This is a genomic window from Parendozoicomonas callyspongiae (genome assembly GCF_023502345.1).
GTDB lineage: Bacteria > Pseudomonadota > Gammaproteobacteria > Pseudomonadales > Endozoicomonadaceae > Sansalvadorimonas > Sansalvadorimonas callyspongiae.
On sequence record NZ_JAMFLX010000027.1, the window covers coordinates 34921 to 60222 of the forward strand.

Genomic DNA, 25302 nt, shown 5'->3' on the forward strand with positions numbered 1-25302 from the left:
CTTCTATTGTCCAAACCCTTGGACAGGTGTTTATACCACCTCAACAGAGCATCATTGAAGGGATTGCTTGTAATTATTTTTAAAGCGCAGGTATTTGAGAGTATCTATGAGCCAACAGTTTTGGAGAGCCCGCGAACTTCCTGACGAACTGTATCATCTCCTATTCGCTCGGTAATTGATGCCACACCTTCAGTCTTATAGCCCCTGACACCAACATTGTATTCCTGAACCTCAAGATTGCCGCTGTTCAGCAGGATCTGGCGAAACAGTTCCTTGTCACTGTCAGAGGTAATACGTCCGGGTTTGGGGACAGCTCCAGTTTCCGAATCAATGCGCGCAGCCAGAAACTTGATCTCGGCATCCAGCATTCCGGTTCTGTCTTTACCACTTTTACAGTTTGAAAGCGGGACACCGCCGATCAGAGAGGTTAACAATGATACCCGGGCAGCAAGCTTATAGGCATCATGGTGATGGTGGTGGTGTTTGCCTTTGCGATAGATATCCTGAATCTGCTGGGATAGATCAAGAACTGAGCAATAGTTTTTGGTGGCCTGTGCCAACTGGGCATCAAGACGATAAGCCTCCTGGAAAGCTCCGGCATCTGTCGCTTCTGCAACTTGCTGCCTGAGATCCCGAATTTCCTTACCTAACTCCATTAAGTGCTGATGAGCGAGTCCACCAACTTCATTGGTTGATGGCTTTCCAACCAGTTCTGCGATGGCTTTATCATTCATTTCTTTCTGCAGACCTCGGCCTCCCGTGATCAGGGACGCAGGACCTACACCGCCCCAGTTCACCGGAATATTAAAGCGGGACTGCTGAATATTCAGTTTCACTTCACGGGGTTTGCCATCAGCTCCAAGCACATGAAGAACAACTGGCTGCTGAGAGGTAAAATATTCGAAAGCTTCGTTTTGCGCTTTCTGCATTTTCCTCTCTTTACCAGATCCTGCACCGGTTGTTACCAGGGAAACGGACGTTGTGTGTAAGGTTGGAGGCTCTGCTTTGCCATCTGCAGCAGCCAGAGCCCGCCTGAGCACATCGGGCTTTGCCCCCAGTGCGGCCAGAAGAACTTCCTCGGCTTTTTTCCTGGCGCCCTCAGCTCTGGTCCCGGCCTCATCTTTATCCTTAACACCATAGGGGTCAGCAATTCCGTGCCGAATTCCCACATACCCAGCGCCACCACCTACGGAAAATGATGATTTCCAGAGATTGGTGGCATGGTGAATATTTTTGTTATCGACACAACAGACCCCATGACCGTTATACTCGTCAACAAAAAGTCCTTTCACCTGATCTTTAAGATCTGAAGGTATCTGCATCTGTGCAGCTGGCTTCTGCGTGGAGCTCATGGCTTTGCCTTCATGGTTGAAAGCACTGCGCACCGTTCCCCACTCTCTGGAGTTGAGCTGCTGAACGTAAGCCTCCTTGAACTTCAAGGCGACAGTTTCAGGGTCAACACCTGCCGCAACCAGCCTTTCCTGAAGATGTTCCGGAAAGCCTTCCTTGGCATACTTCATTTCCTGTTTGGTGACTGGCTCCTGACCTTTTACAAAAGCCGTCTCCTGAAGCATTTTCAAACCATGCTCCATTTCTCCTTTCATCAGGACAAGATCTTCAAGCTTCTGGCCAGAGTGCCTTGTTCCGCTTAAGGTTTTATCCAGCACCTCAATGGCTGAGTTGTAGTGCAAAGTCTGCAGTTTCAAAAGTTCATGATGATCATGAGTACTTTGTGCTTTGGGTGTTGGCAGGTTATCGGGAATTTTGACGCGGCTGACATTTTCTGCAGTTTCTTTTTCAGGAGCCTTGCTTTCCATGCCCGGCAGTTTCACGGCATCCTTTGGCAGCGATGCATGCTTTGGTGGGGCAGGTTTTATAAAAGAGGTCGGCCCGCTGATAGAAGCCTTACGCTCAAGGAGTGCGGTTTGCTTTGGAGTCACCTGACTATCTGGCTTTGGTGTGCGCCGGAAGGGTTTGGTGAGGATACTGATAATCCGCCCTATCCCAAAGCGACGGCTCGACTTGGCTGCAGGCTGAGCCGTGTGGCTGGTTGGCAGACTCGTTTCCACACCACCAGGACGACCTGAACCACCTACATTACCTGCCATGATTTTCTCCCTGAATCGTTTCCCTTCCTGGAGGCAGCCTGAACACCAGATGGTTATTTAACTTACAAAGTATAGGCTGTTCGGAGTCACTGATTTATTAGCAATGTTCATGTCCGATTTTTGCCAGTAACAACCTGCCAACTCAGGTATATTGACAGCCATGAACAGCGATTTTGAACAATGCTACCAGGCACTCAAAAGCCGGGATCACCGTTTTGACGGCCGTTTCTTTGTGGCCGTCAGCAGCACAGGTATCTATTGCCGGCCCGTTTGCCCGGCACGGCTGCCCAAGCCGGAGAACTGCAGCTTCTTCCAGACATCAGCAGCCGCAGAGCAGGAAGGCTATCGTCCCTGCAAGCGCTGCCGCCCAGAACTTGCTCCGGGTCTGTCCTGTATCGATATGCCGGATACCCTGCTCAGCCAGGCCTGCCGCCTGGTTAATCTCGGTTTTCTCGATCAACACAGTGTTTCAGAACTGGCTGACAGAATCGGGGTTTCCGACCGTCATCTGCGCAGGTTGTTTCAGGCTGAATTGGGAACATCCCCACTGGATATCGCCAACAGTCGCCGGCTGCTGCAGGCGCGTCAGCTGTTAAGGGATACAGCCCTGCCGGTCACAGATATTGCTCTTTTAAGTGGTTTTAAAAGCATTCGCAGTTTTAATCACCTGTTTCGCCAGTATTACCATCAGACGCCGGGGGAAACGCGACGAAAGCAGAACCTGAGCCCCGACAAACCGATCCGGCTGCAGCTTGGGTACCGCCCACCCTACGACTGGCAACATCTGCTGAACTTTCTCTCATCACGAATTATTCCCGGCGTTGAGGAGATAACAGACACCAGTTACCGAAGAGCTGTTCAACTGGAAACCAGGGAGCATGATATTGTCAGGGGCTGGCTGGAAGTCAGTCATCTGCCGGAGAAATATCAGCTCCAGGTCACCCTCGATCCCAGACTGGCTCCAGTGATTAAGGAGGTCTTACAAAAGGTCAGGCAGCTTTTCGATCTGGACTGCAACCCTGCACCTATCCTGCAGACCTTGGGGACTCTTTCTGAAAGCAATCCTGGAACCCGCCTGCCAGGAGCCTTTGATGGTTTCGAGATGAGTGTCCGGGCCATACTGGGTCAGCAGGTAACCGTAAAGGCAGCACATACTCTGGCAACCCGTATTGCCCGGGCTTTTGGCTCACCACTGGACACCCCTTTCCCCGGTCTGGCCTTTACTTTCCCCGATGCCAGAACCATTGCCAAACTGGAGCAGAGCCAATTGGGAGAGCTGGGTATTGTTCGCCAACGCAGCGGCGCCATCCTCGCCATAGCCAATGCCGTGATTGAAGATAAACTCGATCTTTCCCCTCTGGCAGATGTTCCTGCAACACTGGATAAACTGGTCGCCTTAAAAGGCATTGGCCCATGGACTGCGCAATATATTGCCATGCGGGCACTGAGCTGGCCGGATGCCTTCCCTGATCAGGATTTGGGTATTATCAAGGCTCTGGGTACCAAAGATCGCAAAACCATCCTGGCCACGTCAGAGAAGTGGCGACCATGGCGGGCCTATGCGGTTATGCACCTTTGGGAAAGCTTATCCAGCACAACTCCACTGCCAGATACCATACTCACGGAGGAAACACCCGCATGATATATACAGAATTCAATTCCGCCTTTGGTATCACCTTGCTGGCAGCAGAAAATAACAAGCTTCGCCACCTCTGGTTTCCTGATCAGAAGCATGAGCCTGATTGCTCTTCATGGGAAAGAGATGACGACCTACCTCTTTTTCGGCAAGCCAGAATCCAGCTGGAAGAATACGCACAAGGTACAAGGAAGGCATTCGATCTGCCCCTTGCTTTTCAGGGCACAGACTTTCAAAAGTCAGTCTGGCAGCTTCTGCAAACCATCCCTTTTGGCCAGCATACCAGCTACGGAGTGATGGCCAAACAACTGCAAAGGCCCAAAGCATCAAGAGCGGTCGGGGCAGCTGTAGGAAAAAACCCACTCGGTATTATTGTTCCCTGCCACAGAGTTCTTGGAGGCAATGGTTCCATGACTGGATTTGCTTCCGGGCTGGATATGAAAAGAAAGCTGCTTGAAATTGAAGGTGTTCTTGAACCGACACAGGAAGAACTGTTGGTTTGATTGTTCAGTCTCTCAAGTTTCACCGAGAGACTGAAATACTCCTTAAAGCTTTATCGAATAGCGAACCGCTCGAACTTTCCCGAAGCACGCTTTAGGAGATCAGCTTCCAGCTCAGGATCTAGAACAGACTCCTGAAGCTCACTGTTAAAACAGTTCTTTATACGGCAGCGCTGCACGGTGAAGTTCTGCACGCCTTTTTTCTGTAAACAGTCGGCCAGTGCATTGAATTTCTCAGGCTGCGTTAAGCCCCAATGAACAGTTGTCCGCACTTCATGGGGAATACCGGCTTCCATAAGAATATTCAGGCTTTGCCAGCCTTTATCACCGGTACTGGTTCCGGTAATACGTGGATAATCATCAGGCAGGCCTTTGATATCCAGGCCAACCCAATCAAGGTGGGGAAGAATTTCCTGCAATCGTTCCGGCACCTGTCCGGCGGTATGGAGCCCGACTTTAAAGCCCATACCGTTCACATCACGCATGGCGGCACCCAGCCCCTTTTGCAGTAACGGTTCACCGCCACTGAAAACCACCGAGTCCAGCAACCCCTGGCGACGATCAAGAAAACCAAGAACATCTTCCCAGGACATATCGCCGACCCGTGATGAGGTCTGCAGCAGATCAGTGTTATAGCAATACTGACAGCGCAGGTTACAGCCCCTGGTAAACACTACGGCAGACAGGTGATCAGGAAAGTCGATGGTGGTCATGGGTACCAGACCACCTATACGCAACGGTTCAACCGGCAGAGATAATACGTCAGCAGTCGTCATTAAACTCTCTTTTATACCTACTCTCTATGATTGGCAGTTCTTTCAATAAAGTGCTTACGGTCCTTTTGTTCTTGTTGTTTTCCCGGATTAAACGCAGCCACAGGACGATGATAACCCATAACTCGCGTCCACACTTCGCAGGGTTGACGCTCGGAGTCATCCAGATGAATTGTTTGTTGGTTTGGTTGCATGTTCTACTCCCTTTGTTTTTTGCCATGGAAATACCCACCACATTTTTATTTTTCGGGGTGGGCATTTCCCGCTCACGGCTGTTTGTAGTTATTGAAGCCTGCGCTTAAGCACAGGCCTGCTCTTTCATTTTTTTCGCGATCAATTCCTTATCGCACTTTGGACAGAATGGGTGCTCCCCTGCCAGATAGCCATGCTTGGGACAGATGGAGAAAGTTGGGGTCACAGTAATATACGGCAACCGGAAATTGCTAAGAGTCCGTTTCACCAGTTTCTTGCAGGCTTCCACAGAGGAAATCTGTTCCGCCATATAGAGATGCAGAACCGTACCACCTGTATATTTGCACTGCAGTTCATCCTGCCGTTCCAGCGCCTCGAACGGATCATCGGTGTAACCCACCGGTAGCTGGGATGAGTTGGTGTAGTACGGGTGCTCAATCGTTCCTGCCTGAATAATATCCGGGAACCGCTTCTTATCTTCCTTGGCCAGACGATAAGTTGTGCCTTCTGCCGGTGTTGCCTCCAGGTTATAAAGGTGTCCGGTCTCTTCCTGGAACTCCACCATCCGTGCCCGGATATGATCCAGAAACTCAACTGCCAGCATGTGGCCTTTGTTGGTAGTCAGATCATGGGCATCTGCCGAGAAGTTACGCACCATTTCGTTGATACCATTCACGCCGATGGTGGAGAAATGGTTGCGCAGTGTTCCCAGGTAACGCTTGGTATACGGGAACAGGCCACTGTCCATATAACGCTGAATGACCTTGCGTTTCACTTCCAGGCTGTCTTTGGCCAAATCCAGAAGTTCATCCAGACGGGCATACATCCCTTCCCGGTCATCCTGATACAGATGTCCAAGACGGGCACAGTTAACAGTAACCACACCCACCGAGCCGGTCTGCTCAGCAGAACCAAACAGACCATTACCACGCTTCAGCAGTTCACGGAGATCCAGCTGCAGACGACAGCACATGGAGCGCACCATATTGGGTGTCAGCTCGGAATTCAGGAAGTTCTGGAAATACGGCAGACCGTACCTGGCTGTCATTTCAAACAGCAGGTCAGCGTTGGGCGTATCCCAGTTAAAATCCGGGGTAATGTTGTAGGTTGGAATCGGGAAGGTAAACACCCGCCCTTTGGCATCACCGGCCATCATCACTTCGATATAGGCCCGGTTGAGCATATCCATCTCTTCCTGAAGATCGCCGTAGGCAAACGGCATCTCTTCACCGCCAATCTCGGGAATCTGCTCACGCAGATCTTCCGGGCAGACCCAGTCCATGGTGACATTGGTAAATGGTGTCTGGGTGCCCCAGCGTGATGGCACATTCAGGTTATAGATAAACTCCTGGATATGCTGCTTCACCTGCTTGTAGATCAGCTTATCAACCCGGACATACGGTGCCAGGTAGGTATCAAAAGAGCTGAATGCTTGGGCACCGGCCCATTCGTTCTGCAGAGTGCCCAGGAAATTCACCATCTGTGCGACAGCACTGGTCAAATGCTTAGGGGCTGCGGACTCCACCTTACCCGGAACGCCATTGAAGCCTTCATGCAACAGCGTTCTCAACGACCAGCCAGCACAGTAACCGGAGAGCATATCCAGATCATGAACATGCAGATCACCTTCCCGGTGTGCCTGGCCAATAGCCGGATCATAAACATGGTTCAACCAATAGTTGGCTGTCACCTTGCCGGATACGTTCAGAATCATTCCGCCCAGGGAGTAACCCTGGTTGGCATTGGCTTTTACCCGCCAGTCCAGGCGGTTGAGATACTCATCAACGGATGATTCAACATCCAGTAATGTCTTTTGCGTATCACGAATACTTTTGTGGCGCTCACGATAGAGAATGTAGGCTTTGGCAGTATCAAAATAGCCGCTGACAGCCAGCACCTGTTCCACCATATCCTGAACCTGCTCGACCGACGGTGCCTTCTGGCCCCAGAAGCGGTAGCTGGTCAGCTTCATCACTTTCTTTGTGAGTTCGGTGGCTTCATCAAAGTCAAACTCACCGGTAGCAAGGCCGGCTTTTAGAATGGCCTGGTAGATCTTTTCCTGATCAAATTCGACCCGCTGATTATCTCGTTTAATAATTTCAGCCGGGCATTTTTGTTCTTCTGTAGGCTCGGAGAATTGCATAAGAAGACTGATTACCTCCTTTTACCCCCATGGTTTCAGTCACTCATATTGGATCATTCTCAAAATCGATATATTGACAATTATCAGATTGAAACCACTATATATTGCGATTTCCGCATCATTTACACAAGCAAAACGTGTCCAAAACATCCGTATTTGAACAGAGCATCCGGCTCAAAAATTTTCTCCCGTGATGTCTTGCCTCAAAGTATTAGTAACACTGTCAAACTGGTTATCTTCTTTAACCATCAATAGCATTTTCTTATTGAAGAAGGAATTCCCTGAGCCACAGAGCCTCTAAAGATCATTGCGAGGAGCATAACCAAAAACTTTAAGGAGATGACTATGGCTCAACCAACCCAGACACCAGCAATACCCTACTCAACTTTTGCCTGGCCAAGCGAAACCCCTCCCAGGGTGGAAAATACCCGATCTTTCAAGGGGGACCCCAAGCAGGTTAAAACCAGAGGACAACTACATAAATACAATGGTCGTCAAATGGCCATATCTGGTGCAAAGCTGGTTCTTAGAAAAGTCTGTGAAGCCCGCAGTGAAGATCTTCCGACCCAAAGAGATGCTGTTGAGGCCAAATACTCCCGTTCATTCCTTCAGTCCTGGATCACTCCAATGCCGATGTGCGTTTTTATGAGTTCAGCAGGTGGAGCGGCATGGGTTTGTAATAAACAAAATGCCAGCCTCAAGCAAACCGCTGGTCTTTCCCTTGGAGCAGGTACTTTATGCAGCCTTCCATTCGCTATCTGGGAATACAAGACTACCCCAGAGCACCGTGTTCGCGACGACCGTAATACTATTTTCCAGAAGTTCTGTGAACACGAGCAGGAAGCTCGGGAGAAAGAACTTGAACTGATGATGATTCAGCAGGAATTCAACAGCATCAGACATAATGCCGAACCCATTGAGACAAGCGTCAAGCTTTACAATCAGGATCTCCAGGAGCTAATAGGTTCTTATCAAGGAAGACAACGGAAGTTACTCCGTGAAAACCAGCATATAAGGGAAGCCGTTAAAGCATTGCACTTGCTGCATGATGCAAGGGAAGCAACAAGATCAGCCAAAAAAGCTGCCGATTCCGCCCAGGAAACTGTCAACAAAACCAAGAGAGAAATTAGCAAAATCCACCCGAATGACCCTGTTCCAGCAAACAGTTCAAAAAGGGAAAGACTGGTAAGAGAGCTAGAAGGTCAAAAGAGTGTATTGGCCCTAAAGCAAAATGCCCATGATCGAGCAAGAGAAACTGAACGCTCCCAAAAAAGCGAGGCAGATTTCAATCTAGATCTTTTAACATCAACTGAAGTCAAGAAAATTGGCACAGAAATACGACCACTCTTCATATTGCTCGATTACCAGACAAAGACCCGTGAGCTAAGACAGCATGAGCGAGAAGGTAATAAGCTCCAGGCGGAACTTGAGACAGTTGGGTATGAAGATATCCTGCTCAATGGCACGTATGACGCGGTTCAGCCGCAAGCTAGCGGGGTAACCGAAGAACAGGAAGATGGTCCTATTGATCTTCCTGAGGTTCCAGAACTTGCGCCAGGCTTTGATAATGGTGAAGCGGCGAAGCTTCTTGCCCGCATCCCTAAAGTACTGATGACTCGGTTAGGCAGTGACGACTAACAGGTAACAATCATCATCAACCAGAAAAACCCTGCTATAGCAGGGTTTTTTCTTACTTGGCAATCAGTGAAAGTAGGTCTAGAGCGCTAACAATCCCTTTCAACCGGCCATTATCACTGACTACAACACGGTGGATATGCCCTTTCACCATAGCATCGGCAACTTCCGTCAGTGGTGTTTCACTGCCCACCTCAAATACGACAGGTGTCATAATATCGGAGACTAGGATAGTTTCGTCGACACTCTCATGGAACGAGCGCATCTCTTCCCGTGACAGGGCACAGTCAACCAGTCCTTTGTAAAAAGCATCATCGCGAGGGTCAAGATCAAGCAGTCCGCTACCGGTCTGGCGCACAATATCAGTAACGCTCACCATACCGCACAGCTGCCCGGATTCATCGACTACCGGTGCACCTGAAATATCATGATCAACAAGGAAAGTTGCCAGACGCTGGACTGACCAGTCCAGGGGGATGGTTTCGACCTTTCTGGACATCACATCACCAGCTTTTTTGCTGGCAAAGTCAGATCGAATAACGGAAGACGTTCTTTCTTTAAGGGTTGCATCCGAATACATATTTGCCTCCACTAACCCGGTCCAACAAGACGGACCATTAAGCCGGGAACAGAAGCTTATTGGCTGCTTCTTTCAGCTCCTTTTCAGATAACTACACCTCGGGGCGAAATTACAACTCATCATCGAACTCACCCCAATGAAGCCAAGTAAAATCCCGTACATTCATACTCAGTATGCAGCAGTCAGCACCGTACTTGTTGATTTATATCAATAAATACGGAGGCTGTTAAGAGTGGATTTCAAACTGCGGAGTCTTCGCCGATTCGGCTGGCAATAGCGCCACTTTGGCCTTTATACTTGGCATTTACCCTTTTGTTGTAGGGCTTGTCTGCGGAACCGGTCATGGTTTCAAAGTTCATCGCACCGATTTTCATTCCCGGACGCAGAGCCAGCGGCAACTTCCCTCCGTTAAAGAATTCCAGCACGATCTGACCACTCCAGCCTGGGTCAATCCGGTGGGCAGTCACGTGCACCATCAGCCCCAGTCTTGCCAGAGAAGAACGGCCATCCAGCCACCCGACAATATTATCCGGCAGAGTTACCGACTCTCTGGTTACGGCCAATGCGAGTTCTCCCGGATGCAGGAAGAATGCTGCTCCCTGCTCCAGAACAATCTCCCGGCTCATAATCGAGTTCAGGGTCTGGTCAATCTCTTCGCGACTGCCTGACAGATCTACATAAGGTGCAACATGATCGTTAAACACCCGGAAGCTGTTGCCCAGTGTCAGATCACAACTGACACCTGAGATATGCTCATCCGCAGGCCGGGGATCTACAACAATCGTTCCGGCATCCAGTGCTGCAATAATATCTCTGTCACACAGTCGCATAATCTTTCCCGTTTTCTTATTTTTCGTGGAAGTTTTTCATCACCACAGGCGATGAAAAACTTCTCTCGCTTATGGCTGTTTAATCATCGGAAATGGTTATGGTGGGAATCGGTGCACTCTGGCGATTCTGCAGAGCCAGCTTGATAGCTACCCGCCGCGCCGTTTCAATATACAGCTGCGCTTCTTTGGTTTCACTATCAGCCACTATTGGACGACCACTGTCCATCTTCTCCCGGATAGTCATGGCCAGAGGCAGTGACCCCAGAACTTTGGTCTGGTACTCCTCTGCCATTCGGCTGCCACCACCTTCACCAAACAGGTGTTCGGCATGGCCGCAGTTGCTGCACACATGAACAGACATGTTCTCAACAATACCCAGTACCGGTACTTCCACCTTGCGGAACATTTCCACACCTTTGCGGGCATCCAGCAGCGCCAGATCCTGTGGCGTGGTCACAATCACACTGCCGGCAACAGGCACTTTCTGAGCCAGTGTCAGCTGAATATCACCAGTGCCGGGAGGCAGATCCACAACCAGATAATCAAGTTCACCCCAGGCTGTCTGGTTCAACAGCTGAAGCAGAGCACCACTGGCCATAGGACCACGCCACACCATCGGCGTCTGCTCTGTGACCAGGTAGGCCATACTGTTGGACTTAAGGCCGTAGGCTTCGATGGGAACAAACATCTGCTGCTCGCCAACGTCCGTCACATCAGGACGGCGACCTTCAGGAATACCCAGCATCTGTCCGATACTTGGGCCGTAGATATCCGCATCCAGAATACCAACTTTGGCACCATCCTCAGACAGCGCCATTGCCAGGTTGACCGCCGTGGTGGATTTGCCGACACCGCCTTTACCAGAAGCAACGGCAATAATGTTCTTCACATTGGTCAGCCCGGCTTCTTCACTGACACGGGGTGCCATTGGCACTTTGCTGCCAAGTTGAATATCAACGGTATTGATATCGGGAAGCTCGGAGACATAATCGGAAATCAGCTGCTTCAGCTGTTCGGCGCCCTGTTCACAGGGGTATGCCGTCGTGAGTGCAATCGAGGCTTTACCACCCTCAACCGCAACAGAGTCAATATCCGCAGCTGTCAGCAGGCTGGCTTCCAGCCATGGATCCTGCAGTTCACGTAGTAAACCTACAACCGTTTCACGGGAACTTGATGTCATTCTTATCTCACTTAGTACTGCCAGACGGGATGATGCATTCTCTCTCTGAATCAGAGGTCTTCCATCATCCGTAAAAACTCATCCCGACCACCGTCAGGGTTGATACCGTGTTGTTTCATATCCTTGCGAAGCTTTTTCTCTGCAGCGATCTGGGCCTTGCGCAGTTCGTCCATTTGCGCGTGATTTTCCAGCGCCTTAAACATTTCACCTTCAAGGTTTTCACCCGCCACAATGCGGTTGCAGAGAATCTCGTAGTTTCGTTCAAAAACCGGGAGAGCTACGTTTTGTGGTTCACCCTCCAGAAGTTGCCAGCCGGTTTCTTTCGCAGCCAGATATACCGCCAGATGGCTCCAGAACCCTTCTCGGGTACGGTTGGTTGCGCGGCAGGCTTCATAATAGGCCTGAAGAGGATCTTTCAGCCCCAGATCTTCATAACGGGTTTCGCAAAGCTGCCGCAGGGCACTGAGGCTGGGAAGAAACTTGCTTTCCTTGATTGATTTGATCGCAGCCTTCTTGATCAGCTGCGGGTGAAGGTCAGCCAGGCCTTTGGCCCACAGGCTGCGGGCACGGTCACGGGAATCCTGGGAAGGGAAGGCATTGATAAACTGCTGGGGAAAAGCATCCCGCATCAGCATAAAAGTAAAGTTAACGGCGTCGAGAATATCCGCCTTGGCATAGCTGGATTGAGAACCAGGCTGTGAACTGTTTTTAGCCTGTTGCTCAGTCGAAGTCGAAGTCGTACTTATCTGCCCAGCTGCGGTCTGTAAGTTCTTCAGTTGTTGGCTGGCTACGTTCGGTCCTTTTTTCACCCTTCTCCCTCCGCCACTGATAAATGACGTGTTTCATAAACCGGTAATCCCAGGCCTTGCGGGCCTCTCCGGTGCTGAGCCAGTACATCTTGAAATCATCAAGCTGCTGCATGGCATAGTCCCGCGTCAAACCATTATGCTGCAGAAGCTTCTGTAAACACCACTCTGCCGGCTGGTAATCCTCCGGCAACGGTGTAGCCCGGGCTTGTACAGCAACCTGATTATCACGATGACGGGAGAATACATCATTTCCTGCCGGATATCCGGAATAGGCAGCAGTCTGCACATTGTTTTGATGGTGCTGATGTTGATACTGGGCTTCAGCATTCTGCAGCTGCTGGCGAGCAGAGGCCAGCGCCTGTTCATCAGCACGCTGCTCGTCCTGCAGGCGCATCAGTTCCTGTTCCTGCTGGTAAGCAGTATTGCGCAGGCTTTCCAGCATACGTTCCTGCTCGGCGATCCTGATCTGGGTACGCTTCAGCTCATTAGCCAGGTTACTGGCTTCTTCTTCATGGCCTGACAGCTTGTGTTCCAGGTCCGACACCTGGCGACGGGACTGGTTGATACCGGAAGCTTCGGCCGGCTGCATGGATCGAGCCTGTGACACAGGTGCACGGGATGGTGCAGACTGTTGTTCCTGCCGCTCAGACTCCAGCCACATTTCAAACAGGCCTTTGCCTTCCCGGTTCATCCGGCGCGTCAGGTTGTCAGAGTCACGATCACCCATAAAATATCCCGGCAACTCACCACCAACAGATTAACGATAACAGATAAAAAATAGAGAAGAGAGTTAGTTTACTGCGGAGAGGGTATGTGGGGCCACAAGTATTTGCACGAGTTGAAGTCCAGTGAACCCCGCTTCTGTTGCGTTCAGTTTCTGGGCACTACTAAAAATGAGTGACTTGTCTTTCCTGAGGCTGAAACCCCAACAGGATAAAACGTATCAGAGACTCAACAGCTTTACTGTCCCTGGTAGAGAAAACAGATAACACCTCATAGGTTGGTGAAAATAAGTAGTAGGTTCCACTTTCCAAAAACAGGTAGTAAGAACAGTCATCCTCATACCCATCTCCAGTAGCCCTCAGGAACAATTTCAGGACACCTCCTTTTCTATCAGAAAGCAGCTTTATTTCTTGCAGTACTTGGTCATCTGTCTCCAGTGGCCTTTCAGCCCCCTGACTTGACAGTGTATCCTGAATTACCACATCCAAACCTGGCATATCTCCTGCCTCTCTATTCTCTCTCTTTGCCTGCAACCACTTTTTTAATGGTGATAGGATCCCCAGGCCGTGATCATGAAAAGCATAAGGCTGAAACCCCGAAGCCAGTGCCACCATTTTCAAGATATTTCTGATAGTCAAAAAAACAGGGGAAGGTCTATCTGCTTCTATCTGTCTTGACCCCAAAATATCCAAAATCAGAATCTTATTGCCGACTGAAGAAGAGAAAGGCGTTAGCAGCACACTATGCTCACGACCAAATGAAAGCGCATAGAAAAGAGCGGTAAAAACAACCTGTTCGACCTCAGGGCGTGTGAAACATTGCAGACACTTTTCACCACTTTTTTCTGGAGAAGCCACCATTAGACAATACTCATCACTGGCTAGTTTGTTTGTAACATCACCAACAACCCAGTCACTTTCATTTTTTTTGCGACTTATCACAATGAAGTTAGCGCCTTCATCATGAACATCCCTATCAGAAAGTGTGAACAAAACCAGATATTCCCCTGATTTCAACTTCCTTGTTTCAGCCCTGGTAACTCTTCTCAGTTCACTCACTTGGCCATCAGGGAAATCATAACCAGGTATTTCGGGGTATCTATTCAACAGGTGCTTCACCCCAGATACGATATCTCCTGAAAGAAGCACCTCTGGGTTATACATATGCAATAGCCGCCATTCCAAGGGCAAAGGCCGAAAGCTGCCATAGGCTTTCTCTAAACCTTGTTTGAAATGGAACACTTTCCTTCTATTTAACGAAAAACTGTTCGTCCTGAATATTGAAGTTGACCTGGTGCTTGCTGTTAGGGGTATAGAGAGAGTGAACTCCCTATCCCTATCCCCATCCCCATCATCAGGCTGAGTTATAAGCTGGCTTGATGAAATCACTGTATAACCTGGAGCCGAAGCCTCGCCTCCGGTCGCCTGTTCTTCTCTAGATTGCTCGGGAGTTAGGCAGTAATCCGATACTTCACTTTTAGTGGAATTAGCCTTGACCTTTTTCTGATACTCAAAAGCTTCAACCAGACAGGCCGTATGGTAATAACTTTGGTCGTCAGCAGAGTAGGTTTCCGTATCCTCATCGCAACCATATTCACACCATATACAAGTATGACCGGTTAGTTTCTTTTCTTTTGATTCAACACCTGGGGAGAAAACTTGCTCATCGACTTTCATTATTTCCATTGTCATCTTTGCCTGCTCCCGAGCAGCTACCTTGCCTAGATAGTTTTTTATAGTCCTCTCAATCGCTCTATCACGGGGCAGTGTGATCTCAATAAGATCCCCCTCACAACGTGGGCAGGGAATAGTCTGTAAAATAAGATTTTCAGCACATTTCGGGTGATAACGACATCCACATTGCGTTTGACAGGCTTCCTCTAATATTCCACTACATGCTGGGCAAATAAATTCGATTGGATGCTGTGTTGGTGGCGACTTTGAATCCACACCATTAAACATGGCCAGAGTATGGATAGGAGCTACAGAAATCAGAATTGTCAGAACAACACTTACCAAATACCCGACGATATTATCCACTTTCCATCAAATCCCGATCATATCCGAAATAAGGCAGGAGCAATCATAGAAGTGAACGCTTAAAGGGAAAGGCAGGAAGCCTTTTTCATTAAAATCCGAAACTGCTTTTTACCACAATTCCCACAACCCGCCTAAGCACCGTATAATGGAGGATTAGAATTTTCCAACCCGTCTGTACTTTCAATCTTTTGGCCTCCTTTTGGCCGGTTAAGTGCTGTAAACCGGGCTCCTGAGTCGGAGACGTCGTCCCCCTATGTCTGAACAGAACACAACCGAGCGCAAGATTCTTGTTACCAGTGCCCTGCCCTATGCCAACGGGCCTCTGCATATGGGTCACCTGGTGGAGTATATCCAGACCGATATCTGGAGCCGGTTCCAGAAGATGCGCGGCCACAAGTGCACCTATGTCTGCGCCGACGACGCCCACGGCACCGCTATCAGCCTGCACGCTGAAAAGCAGGGCATTTCCCCGGAAGAAGCTGTTGCCCGTATCAATAAAGAGCGCATTGCCGACTTTGGTGATTTCCATGTGGAGTTTGATAACTACCACTCCACCCACAGTGAAGAGAACCGTGAGCTGTCCTCTTCCATCTACCTGGCTCTGAAAGAGAAGGGTCATATTGCCAGCCGTACCATCACTCAGGCTTTTGACCCTGAGAAGCAGATGTTCCTGGCTGACCGTTACATCAAGGGCACCTGCCCCAAGTGTGGCGCTGCCGATCAGTACGGTGATAACTGTGAAGTCTGCTCTGCCACTTACAGCCCAACTGATCTGAAGAACCCATACTCCACTATCTCCGGTGCCACTCCGGTTGATAAGGATTCCGAGCATTTCTTCTTTAAGCTGACCGACTTTGAACAGTTCCTGAAAGAGTGGACCCGTTCCGGCACCATTAAAGACGAAACCGCCAACAAACTGGCCGAATGGCTGGACTCCGGCCTGCAGGACTGGGATATCTCCCGTGATGCGCCTTACTTTGGCTTCGAGATTCCTGGTGAACCCGGCAAGTACTTCTATGTCTGGCTGGATGCACCTATTGGCTACATGGCTTCTTTCAAGAACCTGTGTGACCGTACCGAAGATCTGGAGTTTGACGAGTACTGGAACAAAGATTCCAAGTGTGAAGTACACCACTTTATCGGTAAGGATATCGTCAACTTCCACTGCCTGTTCTGGCCAGCCATGCTGACCGGTGCTGATTACCGCGCACCGACTAAGGTGAATGTTCACGGTTACCTGACCATCAATGGCGAGAAGATGTCCAAGTCACGTGGCACCTTTATTACCGCCCGTACCTACCTGGATCATCTGAACCCTGAGTACCTGCGTTACTACTACGCGGCCAAGCTGTCCAGCCGGGTTGATGACCTGGATCTGAACACCGATGACTTTATCCAGCGCGTCAATAGCGATCTGGTAGGCAAGGTTGTAAACATTGCCAGCCGTAACGCCGGCTTTATTGCCAAGCGTTTTGGTGGACAGCTGTCCGGTACCGATTGTGCCCCTGAGCTGACCAAAGCCTATATGGAAGCGTCTGAAACCATCGCCCAGTACTATGAAGACCGCGAGTTCGGTAAGGCGATGCGTGAGATTATGGCTCTGGCCGACAAAGCCAATGCCTGGATCGACGAAGTGAAGCCATGGGTTGTTGCCAAGGAAGAAGGCAAGGACCAGGAGCTGCACGATATCTGCTCCACCGGTATCAACCTGTTCCGTCTGCTGACTATCTACCTGAAGCCGGTTCTGCCAGCTATGGCTGAAAAGGCTGCTGCGTTCCTGAATGTCGATACACTGAACTGGGCAGACAGCCAGTCTTTGCTGTTCAATCACGGTATCAACAAGTTCAAACCACTGATGACCCGTGTCGAACAGCCAAAGGTGGATAGCATGATGGAAGATGCCAAGAAGCTGCTGGAGTCCATGGCTGTTGAAGCAGCGAAGAAAGATGACTCTGTAGAAGTCAGCGAAATTACTAAAGATCCCATTGCTGACGAGATTGAATTCGACAGCTTTGCCAAGGTTGATCTGCGTATCGCCAAGATCGTCAACGCCGAACATGTTGAAGGTGCCGCCAAGCTACTGCGTCTGACTCTGGATATTGGCGAAGAGACCACCCGCAATATTTTTGCCGGCATCAAATCTGCCTATGCACCCGAAGCCCTGATTGGCAAGCACACTGTCATGGTTGCCAACCTCAAACCACGCAAGATGAAGTTTGGTATGAGTGAAGGGATGGTTCTGGCAGCAGGCCCTGGCGGTTCTGACTTGTGGATTCTGGAACCACATGACGGTGCCAAGCCTGGTATGCGAGTGATGTAACTTCAATTTAACCTTAGGTTGTTATAACCCGGCATAACGCGTGGTTATAACAACTCTCTGTTTATTTATCTTTTTCATCAAGTGTTAACTTACTTTCTTCAAGTAGGTCAGGCCTTTCTGGATGGGAGAGGGTATTCAATGTAAGTTTACCCATTTCAATAGTAACTTCTGTAATAGTCTCTTCAAGAACTTTTGGAGTGGCTGCCGGGGAAGAAGGGAATGAAAAGATTGCAGGCTGTTCTGAAGTTTCCATCTCCTCCATTTCATTATCAGAGTCACTACTCCGACGGCCACACAAACATCTGCCAAATGCAGAGCAAACAAAAAAAACACCACTCACTATCTTATCAGCTGCATATGTCACAGCTCCTGTCATAGTCGGCAAGCCAATACCTACAGCAACAGTTATGGTGTTATAACCGAACGAACCAACTTCAGAGCCACTGACATCAATCAATTCAGACTCAACAACAGTAAAGTTTGGGAACCCATTCTCCTGCCATTCCTCACAGCTGCCGTTCAGGGCAGGTTTAGCAAGAGATGCCAAGGCTGCTCCTGAAACAAAAACATAAGGGCTGAGGTAAACCGTTCCAACAACAATAGCGGTTAAGATTGCACCTGTTGTTACAGATGTTAGAACTGCTCTTGAATAACCATTTCTACGTTCGCAGAAGATGTAATAAAAGGAGTTTGAGAAACCTGGGGCTGCTGTTTCCGAGTCATCGATTGCTAAAAAGCGCTGGCAGCATCCTGCAGCTTTACACACTTCTTTTGAAATTTTGTTTCCACCGGCATGATAATACTTGTCCAGACCTCCCAGAGAGATCAAAAGATTCTTCCTCTTGTCTTCAGGCATTCTGGCCAAAACTTCCAACAGTTTTAACGTTCTTGTGGGATCATAAGCAACAGCTTTCAGAGTCTGATTAATCCGTTCGTTACCTAAATAGTCAACAATTTCTTCATCCGAAAGTGCCAATGATTTAAGATATCGGATTCTATGCAATGACTCACTAGAACGAAGTAACCTGTTTACCTCTTTCCTATACCTGATGCCTTTTGACAATGTCCACTTATACGGCCAGATAAGCATCGGCATGATCAGTTTTTTTACGGCCAGCGGTCCAAGGGCAACAAGGACACCTATCAGGGTGCCAATAACCAGCCCCTGTGGAGTCAAAGTCAGACGATCAAAAAAACCTCCTGTCAGCATTGCTCTGAGGCTGAAATCGTCACCTCTTTCAAAAGCCGCACATATGGCCATAAGATTATCTTCGATCGCTTTGGCCAGTGCTCCAGCTAAAGTTACATTTAATAAATATGCCTGACTTGAAATAACGATCAAGCCATTGCCCAGATAAAGAACCCCATTAGCAATCATGGGAAAAAGATATATTAACTTTCCATTGTTTCTGAGTTCATTGAGAGATTCACCAAAACCAGTCTGAAGACTCATGCCACTTACTCCCTTCACAGAAAGGACCCTGTACTCATGAGATATCAACTTTGCATTTGGTTTATACACAACATGTTTTCTTAGCTCTGGTGGCATCCGCAAAAACTGTTTAAAAGCTTCAGCTAAATCCTCTTCCTTCATAAGCTCAAAAACAGCTCGTATGACTGTGTGATCTTTGTGCCTGATAAGAACATCAAAAACCATTCTTGATTCATTATCCAAAGCATTAATCATGCTAATTGCTGAAGAGGCTCCATCAATATTTTCCCGACGTTGATTACGACCAGTTCTCATCCACTCCTTGTATGTCGGTGATCGCCGTGAAGAAGAGCGCCGGGATAATCTTGATTGAGAGCTTTCCTGTCTGGTCCAGGATGCTGCGCTATCTTTTCTCGGCAAAGAGATATCTCCCAAATTAAATTTTGGAGAGAAAGAAGCTGAATGACTGGGATTGAGAAAATCTTCCGTATTCGGTCTAGTAACCCGCACATGAGGAACGGACTGAGACCGCCCTCGACCTCCTTTATTTTCATCAGGGGGGGTCTCCATCGCTGCGGCAAGAAGGGAATATGCCGCAGCCATCATTAATGTCATGACGGTCAGTCGATAAACTGTTGTTTTTCTACCCACCATGACACCCCTCTTTCAGAGGATGAACATTATAGATAGAAAAATTAGCCGTCTGTGGCTATCTAAATATCTGGCAGTAACAAGCTATCCCACAAAAAACCACAATATACTTGGGGATAATTTTAATTAAGAATGCTTACCAGCTCCTCCAGTGTTCTAATGGAAGTCACCTTACATTCTGCCGATTCCATACTGCCTTGAGCCAACCAGATACCGCGCATGCCAGCCTTTTTTGCGGGAAGAATATCTTTATCCAGGCTGTCACCAATCATAACTATCTCAGCAGGGGCCAAATCAAGCTCCCGAATAATAGCATGATAGAACTTTACCGATGACTTATGCTCCCCCAACACCTGATGACAAAAATATCTTGAGATAAACGACGACAATCCTACCCGTTTCATGGCAGTCTCTATATTATCAGGTGTTGTATCTGCTCCTGTTGCTAAATAGATGAGATAATTTTCTGACAAAGTTCGCAGTACTTCGTGAGCACCGTCAACAGCCTGCACTTCATCCCAGTCTTTCATTGGGCCTGGCTTACCGGGAAAATCCACCATCAGGGTATCGCCCCAATCAAAGACGATAGCTTTGCAGTTTCTAAAATCTTGATTTCCCACTGGGCTTACCTTCGGTACTTATTATTTTCAATACTTCTGTGAAAGTTTGCTGACGATTCAATTATTCGCTTCGCACTTTCTGGTTGATGATCAATCTACCACTAATCAATCAGGATTCCCCACCATTTACCTGTTGATTTCAATCAATATCATTACCGCGTTCTCACCTTAAACTATTACGATCTGGTCGCTATCTTTCAAAAAACCATGCTAGTTAAACTGTTCCTGACTTTTTTCCGGCTAGGTCTGCTGACCATTGGTGGCGGTTACGCCATGCTGGCCCAACTGGAGCAGGAGCTGATTACACACCATGAATGGCTGACTCGAGATGAGTTTCTGGAAATCACAGCCATAGCGCAGATCACTCCCGGCCCAATCGCAATTAATGCCGCCACATTTGTGGGCATGAGAATGGCCGGAACGGCAGGCTCCCTGGTGGCATCATTCGCTGTTGTCCTGCCACCGCTGATTATTGTCGGCTTTCTTGCTGGCCATCTGGCACAGTGGGTTGATGACCCGGCACTACACGGTGCATTTATCGCCAGTCGTTACGCTGCAGCCGCCCTGATTCTTCACGCATCCATAAGAATGCTGCGACAGGGTGTTACCTCAAACCTGGGGCGCCTGCTGTTCCTGGCAGGACTGGCAACCCTGATGTTCACTTCTCTCCACCCTCTCTTCGTTATTGTTGCCGGGGCCGGTACCGGGTTATTGCTGAATATGATGCACTGTCTGCCAGGAGGCAGCTCCCGAACATGATCTACCTGGAGCTGGCTCTCACCTTTTTGCGAATCGGCCTGTTCAGTTTTGGCGGTGGTGTTGCCATGATTCCGATGTTTCTCACCGAAATAGAGAAACATGACTGGATGACTCAAAGCGAGTTTATGAACATTGTCGCAGTTTCAGAAATGACGCCCGGCCCAATTGCGATCAATATGGCCACTTATGTTGGCAGCCATGTCGCAGGCTGGCCCGGGGCAGTTGTCAGCACTGTTGCCTTATCAACACCCTCTATTCTGGTGATTCTGGCTTTAGCGACCCTGTTAACCCGCCTGAAAAGTAACCCCTGGAAGGAAGCTGTGATCTTTGGTGTCAAGTCTGCCGCCATGGCGCTGATTTTTTATGCTGGCTGGCTGATACTAAGCAATACCGTTCACCAAAGTGATTCAACCGTGCAGACCGTAAAAGGGATGATCCTTGTCGCTATCTGTTTTCTGTTTAGAATCTACCTTCCCAGGGTACAACCGGCGTTTTTGATTATTGCCTCGGCCATAGTTGGTGTTTTTCTTTTCTAGAAGTCTGTCGGACTTAACCGACGGTAGCGAGAAAAAGTCAGCCGATGGTAAAAAACCGGAGTGAACTCTGTACATAAGATGCGGTATCGTACGAAACTCTGATTCAGGCGCTTTGCAACTTACGTCAACAGACCCTAGATAAAAGCGCAACAAACAGAATAAACCAGTGCAGCAGGCTTACTCTCAATAGTAGAAGGCTCGATGCTGGCACTTGGTCACAAGGACACTGTAGAAGGCCATAGATGCTAACAACTTCTCAAAAGGTGCAGGGGTACCTGCAAGATACCCTGCGTTTTTTCCGCGCCAATATCGGCAGCCTTGCACTTCTGGCCTTGCCTTACGCGGTTCTGTCAGAAGCATTTCAGCTGTTTGTTCTCAGTTCTGCCAAAGGTCCTAACCTGGTTGGGATGAGCCTGATGGCGGAGCTGACTCTGTACCCAATTTTCCAGAGTGCGCTGATCATTTTTATTGGTTCTGCCATCAGCGGTAATATTCGCCCTTTCGGCCAGTGCTACAGTATTTCGGCAGCTTACTGGCCCAGAATGCTGCTTCTGACTTTGCTCTCAACGATCGCGACCATGGGTGGTTTTTTCCTGTTCATCGTACCCGGGCTGTTCATCATGGTTCGCCTGGCGCTGTCCGATATGTTCTGCATGGTTGAGAACCGTTCTGTGGCTGACAGTATTCGACTGAGCGTGGCCGCCAGCCAGAAAGTGTCCTGGGTTATCTTCCTGGGTCTTGCCCTGCTGTTCCCCACCGTCACGATTATTTCTATTGGGCTGTCTCAGGCTACGGCTTCTATAGCCAACCCGGTTCTTGGCTTTATGGTTGCGGCAGTTCAAGCCTTGCTGAACACCCTGTATTCCATCTACCTGTTCCGGGTGTTCTCCGACGTACGCAGTCAGTAACAACCTCACTGGCCAGCAGCTAAGCACCTGCTGGCCATCCCCCCTTATAACCCTACCGCTTCAAGCCTGACCTCTTTCCTGCACCTTCATATCCAGTGCTATCGTTGAGCATATGGATAAACAAAGCTCAAATGGACTCAGGATCTTCCGGACAGTTTTATGGCAACTGCTGTTAACGGCTAGCATTCTTCCACTGTCCCATGAACCTGGATACTGTCTTGATCCCAAATATACCCGTATAAGTGACAAAATTTACGGTCACAGAATTCATCTGGTTAAAGTTTTTGCAGAAAACCAATCAGGATCTCAGCAATAGTAATGCTGGCTAAACCCCTGAGAATCTGCTCGCAGAAAACTGAATTAATTTTTTTCTGAATTTTTCACACTTTTCAAAATCCACTTCTACACTTTCCGTTTATGCAATGAAGACTTATGAATTCCTTTGTCAAGGTTCATCTGAATCAATCGGTAACCCTTAATAAAAGGTTCATAACTTGCCCCCAGAATTCATTGCTGAACAAAGAACAAAAACAATTCATTTCTTCAAAGGACTTCAAGGATGAACACTGAACGCCTTTATGTTCGTGATCGTATCACTTTCGAAAAGGGAACAATCGAGACCTGTGGTCAGCCAGGTTGGATCAAAGTACGTATGGAATGGGGAGAGCTGAGGGATTACCAGCCCAAAGACCTGATTCCCTGCCCGCAGGATCAGCTTATAAAACACAAGCGCGCCAGTTAACCGGAAAGGTCTCGGGCTCTTTACTGTTCATGCGGGCTCGAGACCTCTCTTCAATAATTACACTTCAAACAGCACTTGAGTCAGTACTGCCTTCACCTTCACTGCAAACCACCTTCAGACAGCTTCTCAGACACAGCAACGAAAAAGCAGCCCAGGCAGCCATTCCCAGCAGCAACCAGTCAGCAACCGGAATGGCATAGACAGCCGAATTCATTGCGAACCCCTTTTTACTCTTATATCACCAGAGGCTTACAAGACAAAATGAGCGCCCTTATGTTAGGATGCGAGCTCCTCGCCGGTGGTATGCTCCCCCATGCCGCCCCGAATAACTGAGTCGTTACACGACAGTAACATTCAGTCTATTTTCAGCTATTTTCCTAGCACTTGAAAACACTCCCGGGAGGCCCCGTGTTTAAAGCTCTGGTTCTGGAACAACAGGACAAAAAAACAATTGCCTCTATTCGCACTCTGGATGACAGCGACCTGCCCCAGGGCGATGTCACCGTTGCTGTTGAATATTCTTCTCTGAATTACAAAGATGGTCTGGCCATCACCGGGAAAAGCCCGGTTGTTCGCCAATGGCCGATGGTGCCCGGTATCGACTTTGCCGGAACTGTTATTGAATCCCATGACGACCGTTACCAGAAAGGTGATGAGGTTGTACTGACTGGCTGGGGGGTTGGTGAAGGCCACTGGGGTGGCATGGCTGAGAAAGCCCGGGTTTCCAGTGACTGGCTGGTACCCATGCCGAAAGGTCTCTCTGCCCGGTCAACCATGATGATTGGAACAGCCGGCCTGACTGCCATGCTCTGCGTCATGGCTCTGGAAGATGCCGGAATCACCCCAGAGATGGGTGAAATCCTGGTAACCGGTGCCAGTGGTGGGGTTGGCAGTGTCAGTATTTCTCTTCTGGCTGCACTGGGCTACAAGGCTGTCGCTGTTACTGGACGTCCTGAAAACAGTGACATGCTGACAGAACTGGGAGCATCTCGCGTTATCGCCCGCAATGAACTGGAAGAACGTGGTCGTCCGCTGGAGAAGCAGCTCTGGGCTGGCGCGATTGATATTGCTGGAAGCAATATCCTGGCCCGCCTGCTGGGACAGATTCATTATGGTGGTGCTGTTGCTGCCTGTGGTCTTGCTGCCGGGTTTGATCTTCCTACCACAGTGATGCCTTTCATCCTGCGTGGAGTAAAACTGCTGGGTGTTGATTCTGTGATGTGCCCACGCAAGCGCCGAATGGAAGCCTGGAAGCGTCTGGCTGAACTGCTGCCGTCTGACTTTTCTGCCCAGGCCTGCAAGGAAGTTGCCCTGGAAGAGGTTCTGCAGCTTGGAGAAGATATTACCAATGGTCAGGTCACTGGCCGGGTTATTATCAAGCCCTGATAGTGAAATCCTCCGCAGCAAACTGTGGGGGATTTTTATTTTCACAAAGGGTCAGTTTGATGGAGGCTAGTCCAGTTCAAGTTCCTGAATAACATGGCCATTCAAACTGGTAATACTTAGTCGCCCACTGTCATACCACCCCACTGTCGGCTGATGCCCACCCTTGGGCAGGGTTATTGAACCAGGGTTAAACATCACCTTTCCATCTTTTAGTTCCAGTATCGGGATATGGCTATGGCCAAAGCAGAAGATATCACCCTCACCCAGTACTGGCAGATTATCAGGATTGTGAATATGCCCATGGGTCAGAAACATCTGACGCCCATCCACCAGCACAACAACGTACTCGCCTAGAACGGGAACTGAAACCAGCATCTGATCAACTTCACTGTCACAGTTTCCTCGAACACAGGTAATGCGTCCTGCATTCTGATTAAGAAGCTCAGCAACCTTTTGCGGGTGATATCCTTCCGGCAGTGGGTTTCTCGGACCGTGGTTCAGCAAATCTCCAAGGGCCAGAATCCGGTCAGCCCCTTCTCTGTCTGCCAGGGCAAAGGCCTGCTCCAAAGCGGTAGAACTTCCATGAATATCCGAGATCAGCATTAACTTCATGCTGGCATTTCCTGTGTTCAAGACATTTGCGGGGCATCAGAGCATTTTGAACAGTCTCAGTCCAGCCCCAATAAACATTCATTTTAATTGCATCTTCGTAAAAACTACGCACATATAGGTCTGACCAGACCATTACATCATGACGCTTCAAAAGCCAGCAGCATGATAAGATAGGTATCTAAAAAAAA

23 protein-coding genes are annotated in these 25302 nt (G+C 49.0%); 9 read left to right on the forward strand and 14 right to left on the reverse strand.

What is annotated here, in order from left to right; translation table 11 throughout:
- Positions 1 to 104: 104 nt before the first annotated feature.
- Positions 105 to 2108, reverse strand: coding sequence for an inositol phosphate phosphatase SopB (locus tag M3P05_RS16675; protein ID WP_249701176.1), 2004 nt, complete (start codon positions 2106 to 2108; stop codon positions 105 to 107).
- A 160-nt stretch (positions 2109 to 2268) separates the two neighbouring features.
- Here M3P05_RS16675 and M3P05_RS16680 point away from each other — a divergent pair, with 160 nt between their 5' ends.
- Together M3P05_RS16680 and M3P05_RS16685 are read left to right on the forward strand one after the other, a co-directional pair.
- Positions 2269 to 3750 (forward strand): DNA-3-methyladenine glycosylase 2 family protein, encoded by a 1482-nt coding sequence (locus M3P05_RS16680; RefSeq protein WP_249701177.1) that lies wholly within the window; start codon positions 2269 to 2271, stop codon positions 3748 to 3750.
- Positions 3747 to 4247, forward strand: coding sequence for a methylated-DNA--[protein]-cysteine S-methyltransferase (locus M3P05_RS16685; protein WP_249701178.1), 501 nt, complete (start codon positions 3747 to 3749; stop codon positions 4245 to 4247). Before M3P05_RS16680 ends, M3P05_RS16685 begins: the two co-directional genes overlap by 4 nt.
- 50 nt (positions 4248 to 4297) lie before the next feature.
- Here the strand turns inward: M3P05_RS16685 and M3P05_RS16690 are convergent, their stop codons facing one another.
- The 3 genes from M3P05_RS16690 to M3P05_RS16700 form a co-directional block, all read right to left on the reverse strand.
- Complete coding sequence (locus M3P05_RS16690) at positions 4298 to 5020, reverse strand: anaerobic ribonucleoside-triphosphate reductase activating protein (RefSeq protein ID WP_249701179.1); 723 nt, start codon at positions 5018 to 5020, stop codon at positions 4298 to 4300.
- Between the two features lie 17 nt (positions 5021 to 5037).
- Positions 5038 to 5211: an anaerobic ribonucleoside-triphosphate reductase gene (gene nrdD, locus M3P05_RS16695; protein WP_249701180.1), complete on the reverse strand. Its 174-nt coding sequence runs from the start codon at positions 5209 to 5211 to the stop codon at positions 5038 to 5040.
- A 104-nt stretch (positions 5212 to 5315) separates the two neighbouring features.
- On the reverse strand, positions 5316 to 7352 hold the full coding sequence (locus M3P05_RS16700; protein WP_249701181.1) for a ribonucleoside triphosphate reductase: 2037 nt from the start codon (positions 7350 to 7352) through the stop codon (positions 5316 to 5318).
- A 645-nt stretch (positions 7353 to 7997) separates the two neighbouring features.
- On the opposite strand from M3P05_RS16700, the gene M3P05_RS16705 reads away from it, so the two are divergent.
- Complete coding sequence (locus tag M3P05_RS16705; RefSeq protein WP_249701182.1) at positions 7998 to 8990, forward strand: hypothetical protein; 993 nt, start codon at positions 7998 to 8000, stop codon at positions 8988 to 8990.
- Between the two features lie 52 nt (positions 8991 to 9042).
- Here the strand turns inward: M3P05_RS16705 and M3P05_RS16710 are convergent, their stop codons facing one another.
- The 6 genes from M3P05_RS16710 to M3P05_RS16735 all read right to left on the reverse strand — a co-directional run bounded on the left by M3P05_RS16710 (position 9043) and on the right by M3P05_RS16735 (position 15148).
- Positions 9043 to 9567 (reverse strand): CBS domain-containing protein, encoded by a 525-nt coding sequence (locus M3P05_RS16710; protein WP_249701183.1) that lies wholly within the window; start codon positions 9565 to 9567, stop codon positions 9043 to 9045.
- Positions 9568 to 9806: 239 nt separating this feature from the next.
- Positions 9807 to 10397 (reverse strand): dCTP deaminase, encoded by a 591-nt coding sequence (gene dcd / locus M3P05_RS16715; protein ID WP_249701184.1) that lies wholly within the window; start codon positions 10395 to 10397, stop codon positions 9807 to 9809.
- Positions 10398 to 10476: 79 nt separating this feature from the next.
- The gene (apbC, locus tag M3P05_RS16720; protein ID WP_249701186.1) at positions 10477 to 11577 is read right to left on the reverse strand and encodes an iron-sulfur cluster carrier protein ApbC; all 1101 of its coding nucleotides are present in this window, start codon (positions 11575 to 11577) and stop codon (positions 10477 to 10479) included.
- Positions 11578 to 11627: 50 nt separating this feature from the next.
- A complete protein-coding gene (locus M3P05_RS16725) occupies positions 11628 to 12386 on the reverse strand; it encodes a replication protein P (protein ID WP_249701187.1) in 759 nt (252 codons plus the stop codon).
- Positions 12298 to 13113, reverse strand: a complete 816-nt coding sequence (locus tag M3P05_RS16730; RefSeq protein WP_249701188.1) for a DnaT-like ssDNA-binding domain-containing protein — start codon at positions 13111 to 13113, stop codon at positions 12298 to 12300. Before M3P05_RS16730 ends, M3P05_RS16725 begins: the two co-directional genes overlap by 89 nt.
- A gap of 160 nt (positions 13114 to 13273) precedes the next feature.
- The gene (locus tag M3P05_RS16735) at positions 13274 to 15148 is read right to left on the reverse strand and encodes an RING finger protein (protein WP_249701190.1); all 1875 of its coding nucleotides are present in this window, start codon (positions 15146 to 15148) and stop codon (positions 13274 to 13276) included.
- A 253-nt stretch (positions 15149 to 15401) separates the two neighbouring features.
- Here M3P05_RS16735 and metG point away from each other — a divergent pair, with 253 nt between their 5' ends.
- On the forward strand, positions 15402 to 17468 hold the full coding sequence (gene metG, locus M3P05_RS16740) for a methionine--tRNA ligase (protein WP_249701192.1): 2067 nt from the start codon (positions 15402 to 15404) through the stop codon (positions 17466 to 17468).
- A 61-nt stretch (positions 17469 to 17529) separates the two neighbouring features.
- On the opposite strand, the gene M3P05_RS16745 is transcribed toward metG, so the two are convergent.
- Both M3P05_RS16745 and M3P05_RS16750 read right to left on the reverse strand, forming a co-directional pair.
- A complete protein-coding gene (locus tag M3P05_RS16745; RefSeq protein ID WP_249701194.1) occupies positions 17530 to 19554 on the reverse strand; it encodes a hypothetical protein in 2025 nt (674 codons plus the stop codon).
- Between the two features lie 119 nt (positions 19555 to 19673).
- Positions 19674 to 20171, reverse strand: coding sequence for an HAD family hydrolase (locus tag M3P05_RS16750; protein ID WP_249701195.1), 498 nt, complete (start codon positions 20169 to 20171; stop codon positions 19674 to 19676).
- Between the two features lie 207 nt (positions 20172 to 20378).
- Here M3P05_RS16750 and M3P05_RS16755 point away from each other — a divergent pair, with 207 nt between their 5' ends.
- The 4 genes from M3P05_RS16755 to M3P05_RS16770 all read left to right on the forward strand — a co-directional run bounded on the left by M3P05_RS16755 (position 20379) and on the right by M3P05_RS16770 (position 23116).
- Positions 20379 to 20930: a chromate transporter gene (locus tag M3P05_RS16755; RefSeq protein WP_249701196.1), complete on the forward strand. Its 552-nt coding sequence runs from the start codon at positions 20379 to 20381 to the stop codon at positions 20928 to 20930.
- On the forward strand, positions 20927 to 21466 hold the full coding sequence (locus tag M3P05_RS16760; RefSeq protein WP_249701197.1) for a chromate transporter: 540 nt from the start codon (positions 20927 to 20929) through the stop codon (positions 21464 to 21466). Before M3P05_RS16755 ends, M3P05_RS16760 begins: the two co-directional genes overlap by 4 nt.
- 242 nt (positions 21467 to 21708) lie before the next feature.
- Positions 21709 to 22374: a YciC family protein gene (locus tag M3P05_RS16765; RefSeq protein WP_249701198.1), complete on the forward strand. Its 666-nt coding sequence runs from the start codon at positions 21709 to 21711 to the stop codon at positions 22372 to 22374.
- A gap of 559 nt (positions 22375 to 22933) precedes the next feature.
- On the forward strand, positions 22934 to 23116 hold the full coding sequence (locus M3P05_RS16770) for a hypothetical protein (protein WP_249701199.1): 183 nt from the start codon (positions 22934 to 22936) through the stop codon (positions 23114 to 23116).
- 64 nt (positions 23117 to 23180) lie between these two features.
- Here the strand turns inward: M3P05_RS16770 and M3P05_RS16775 are convergent, their stop codons facing one another.
- On the reverse strand, positions 23181 to 23330 hold the full coding sequence (locus M3P05_RS16775) for a hypothetical protein (protein WP_249701200.1): 150 nt from the start codon (positions 23328 to 23330) through the stop codon (positions 23181 to 23183).
- A 194-nt stretch (positions 23331 to 23524) separates the two neighbouring features.
- Between M3P05_RS16775 and acuI the strand changes: the two genes are divergently transcribed.
- Positions 23525 to 24502, forward strand: coding sequence for an acrylyl-CoA reductase (NADPH) (gene acuI / locus M3P05_RS16780; RefSeq protein WP_249701201.1), 978 nt, complete (start codon positions 23525 to 23527; stop codon positions 24500 to 24502).
- A gap of 66 nt (positions 24503 to 24568) precedes the next feature.
- Here the strand turns inward: acuI and yfcE are convergent, their stop codons facing one another.
- Positions 24569 to 25114, reverse strand: a complete 546-nt coding sequence (gene yfcE / locus M3P05_RS16785) for a phosphodiesterase (RefSeq protein ID WP_249701202.1) — start codon at positions 25112 to 25114, stop codon at positions 24569 to 24571.
- Positions 25115 to 25302: the final 188 nt, after the last annotated feature.

Bases quoted from the DNA above. Each gene is read 5' to 3' on its own strand.
- M3P05_RS16675 (WP_249701176.1), bottom strand. From the start codon at position 2,108: ATGGCAGGTAATGTAGGTGGTTCAGGTCGTCCTGGTGGTGTGGAAACG.
- dcd (WP_249701184.1), bottom strand. From the start codon at position 10,397: ATGCGACTGTGTGACAGAGATATTATTGCAGCACTGGATGCCGGAACG.
- M3P05_RS16745 (WP_249701194.1), bottom strand. From the start codon at position 19,554: ATGGTGGGTAGAAAAACAACAGTTTATCGACTGACCGTCATGACATTA.
- M3P05_RS16755 (WP_249701196.1), top strand. From the start codon at position 20,379: ATGCTAGTTAAACTGTTCCTGACTTTTTTCCGGCTAGGTCTGCTGACC.
- M3P05_RS16710 (WP_249701183.1), bottom strand. From the start codon at position 9,567: ATGTATTCGGATGCAACCCTTAAAGAAAGAACGTCTTCCGTTATTCGA.
- M3P05_RS16765 (WP_249701198.1), top strand. From the start codon at position 21,709: ATGCTAACAACTTCTCAAAAGGTGCAGGGGTACCTGCAAGATACCCTG.
- yfcE (WP_249701202.1), bottom strand. From the start codon at position 25,114: ATGAAGTTAATGCTGATCTCGGATATTCATGGAAGTTCTACCGCTTTG.
- M3P05_RS16680 (WP_249701177.1), top strand. From the start codon at position 2,269: ATGAACAGCGATTTTGAACAATGCTACCAGGCACTCAAAAGCCGGGAT.
- M3P05_RS16690 (WP_249701179.1), bottom strand. From the start codon at position 5,020: ATGACGACTGCTGACGTATTATCTCTGCCGGTTGAACCGTTGCGTATA.
- M3P05_RS16705 (WP_249701182.1), top strand. From the start codon at position 7,998: ATGAGTTCAGCAGGTGGAGCGGCATGGGTTTGTAATAAACAAAATGCC.
- M3P05_RS16770 (WP_249701199.1), top strand. From the start codon at position 22,934: ATGAACACTGAACGCCTTTATGTTCGTGATCGTATCACTTTCGAAAAG.
- apbC (WP_249701186.1), bottom strand. From the start codon at position 11,577: ATGACATCAAGTTCCCGTGAAACGGTTGTAGGTTTACTACGTGAACTG.
- M3P05_RS16760 (WP_249701197.1), top strand. From the start codon at position 20,927: ATGATCTACCTGGAGCTGGCTCTCACCTTTTTGCGAATCGGCCTGTTC.
- nrdD (WP_249701180.1), bottom strand. From the start codon at position 5,211: ATGCAACCAAACCAACAAACAATTCATCTGGATGACTCCGAGCGTCAA.
- M3P05_RS16730 (WP_249701188.1), bottom strand. From the start codon at position 13,113: ATGGGTGATCGTGACTCTGACAACCTGACGCGCCGGATGAACCGGGAA.
- M3P05_RS16685 (WP_249701178.1), top strand. From the start codon at position 3,747: ATGATATATACAGAATTCAATTCCGCCTTTGGTATCACCTTGCTGGCA.
- M3P05_RS16775 (WP_249701200.1), bottom strand. From the start codon at position 23,330: ATGAATTCGGCTGTCTATGCCATTCCGGTTGCTGACTGGTTGCTGCTG.
- M3P05_RS16700 (WP_249701181.1), bottom strand. From the start codon at position 7,352: ATGCAATTCTCCGAGCCTACAGAAGAACAAAAATGCCCGGCTGAAATT.
- metG (WP_249701192.1), top strand. From the start codon at position 15,402: ATGTCTGAACAGAACACAACCGAGCGCAAGATTCTTGTTACCAGTGCC.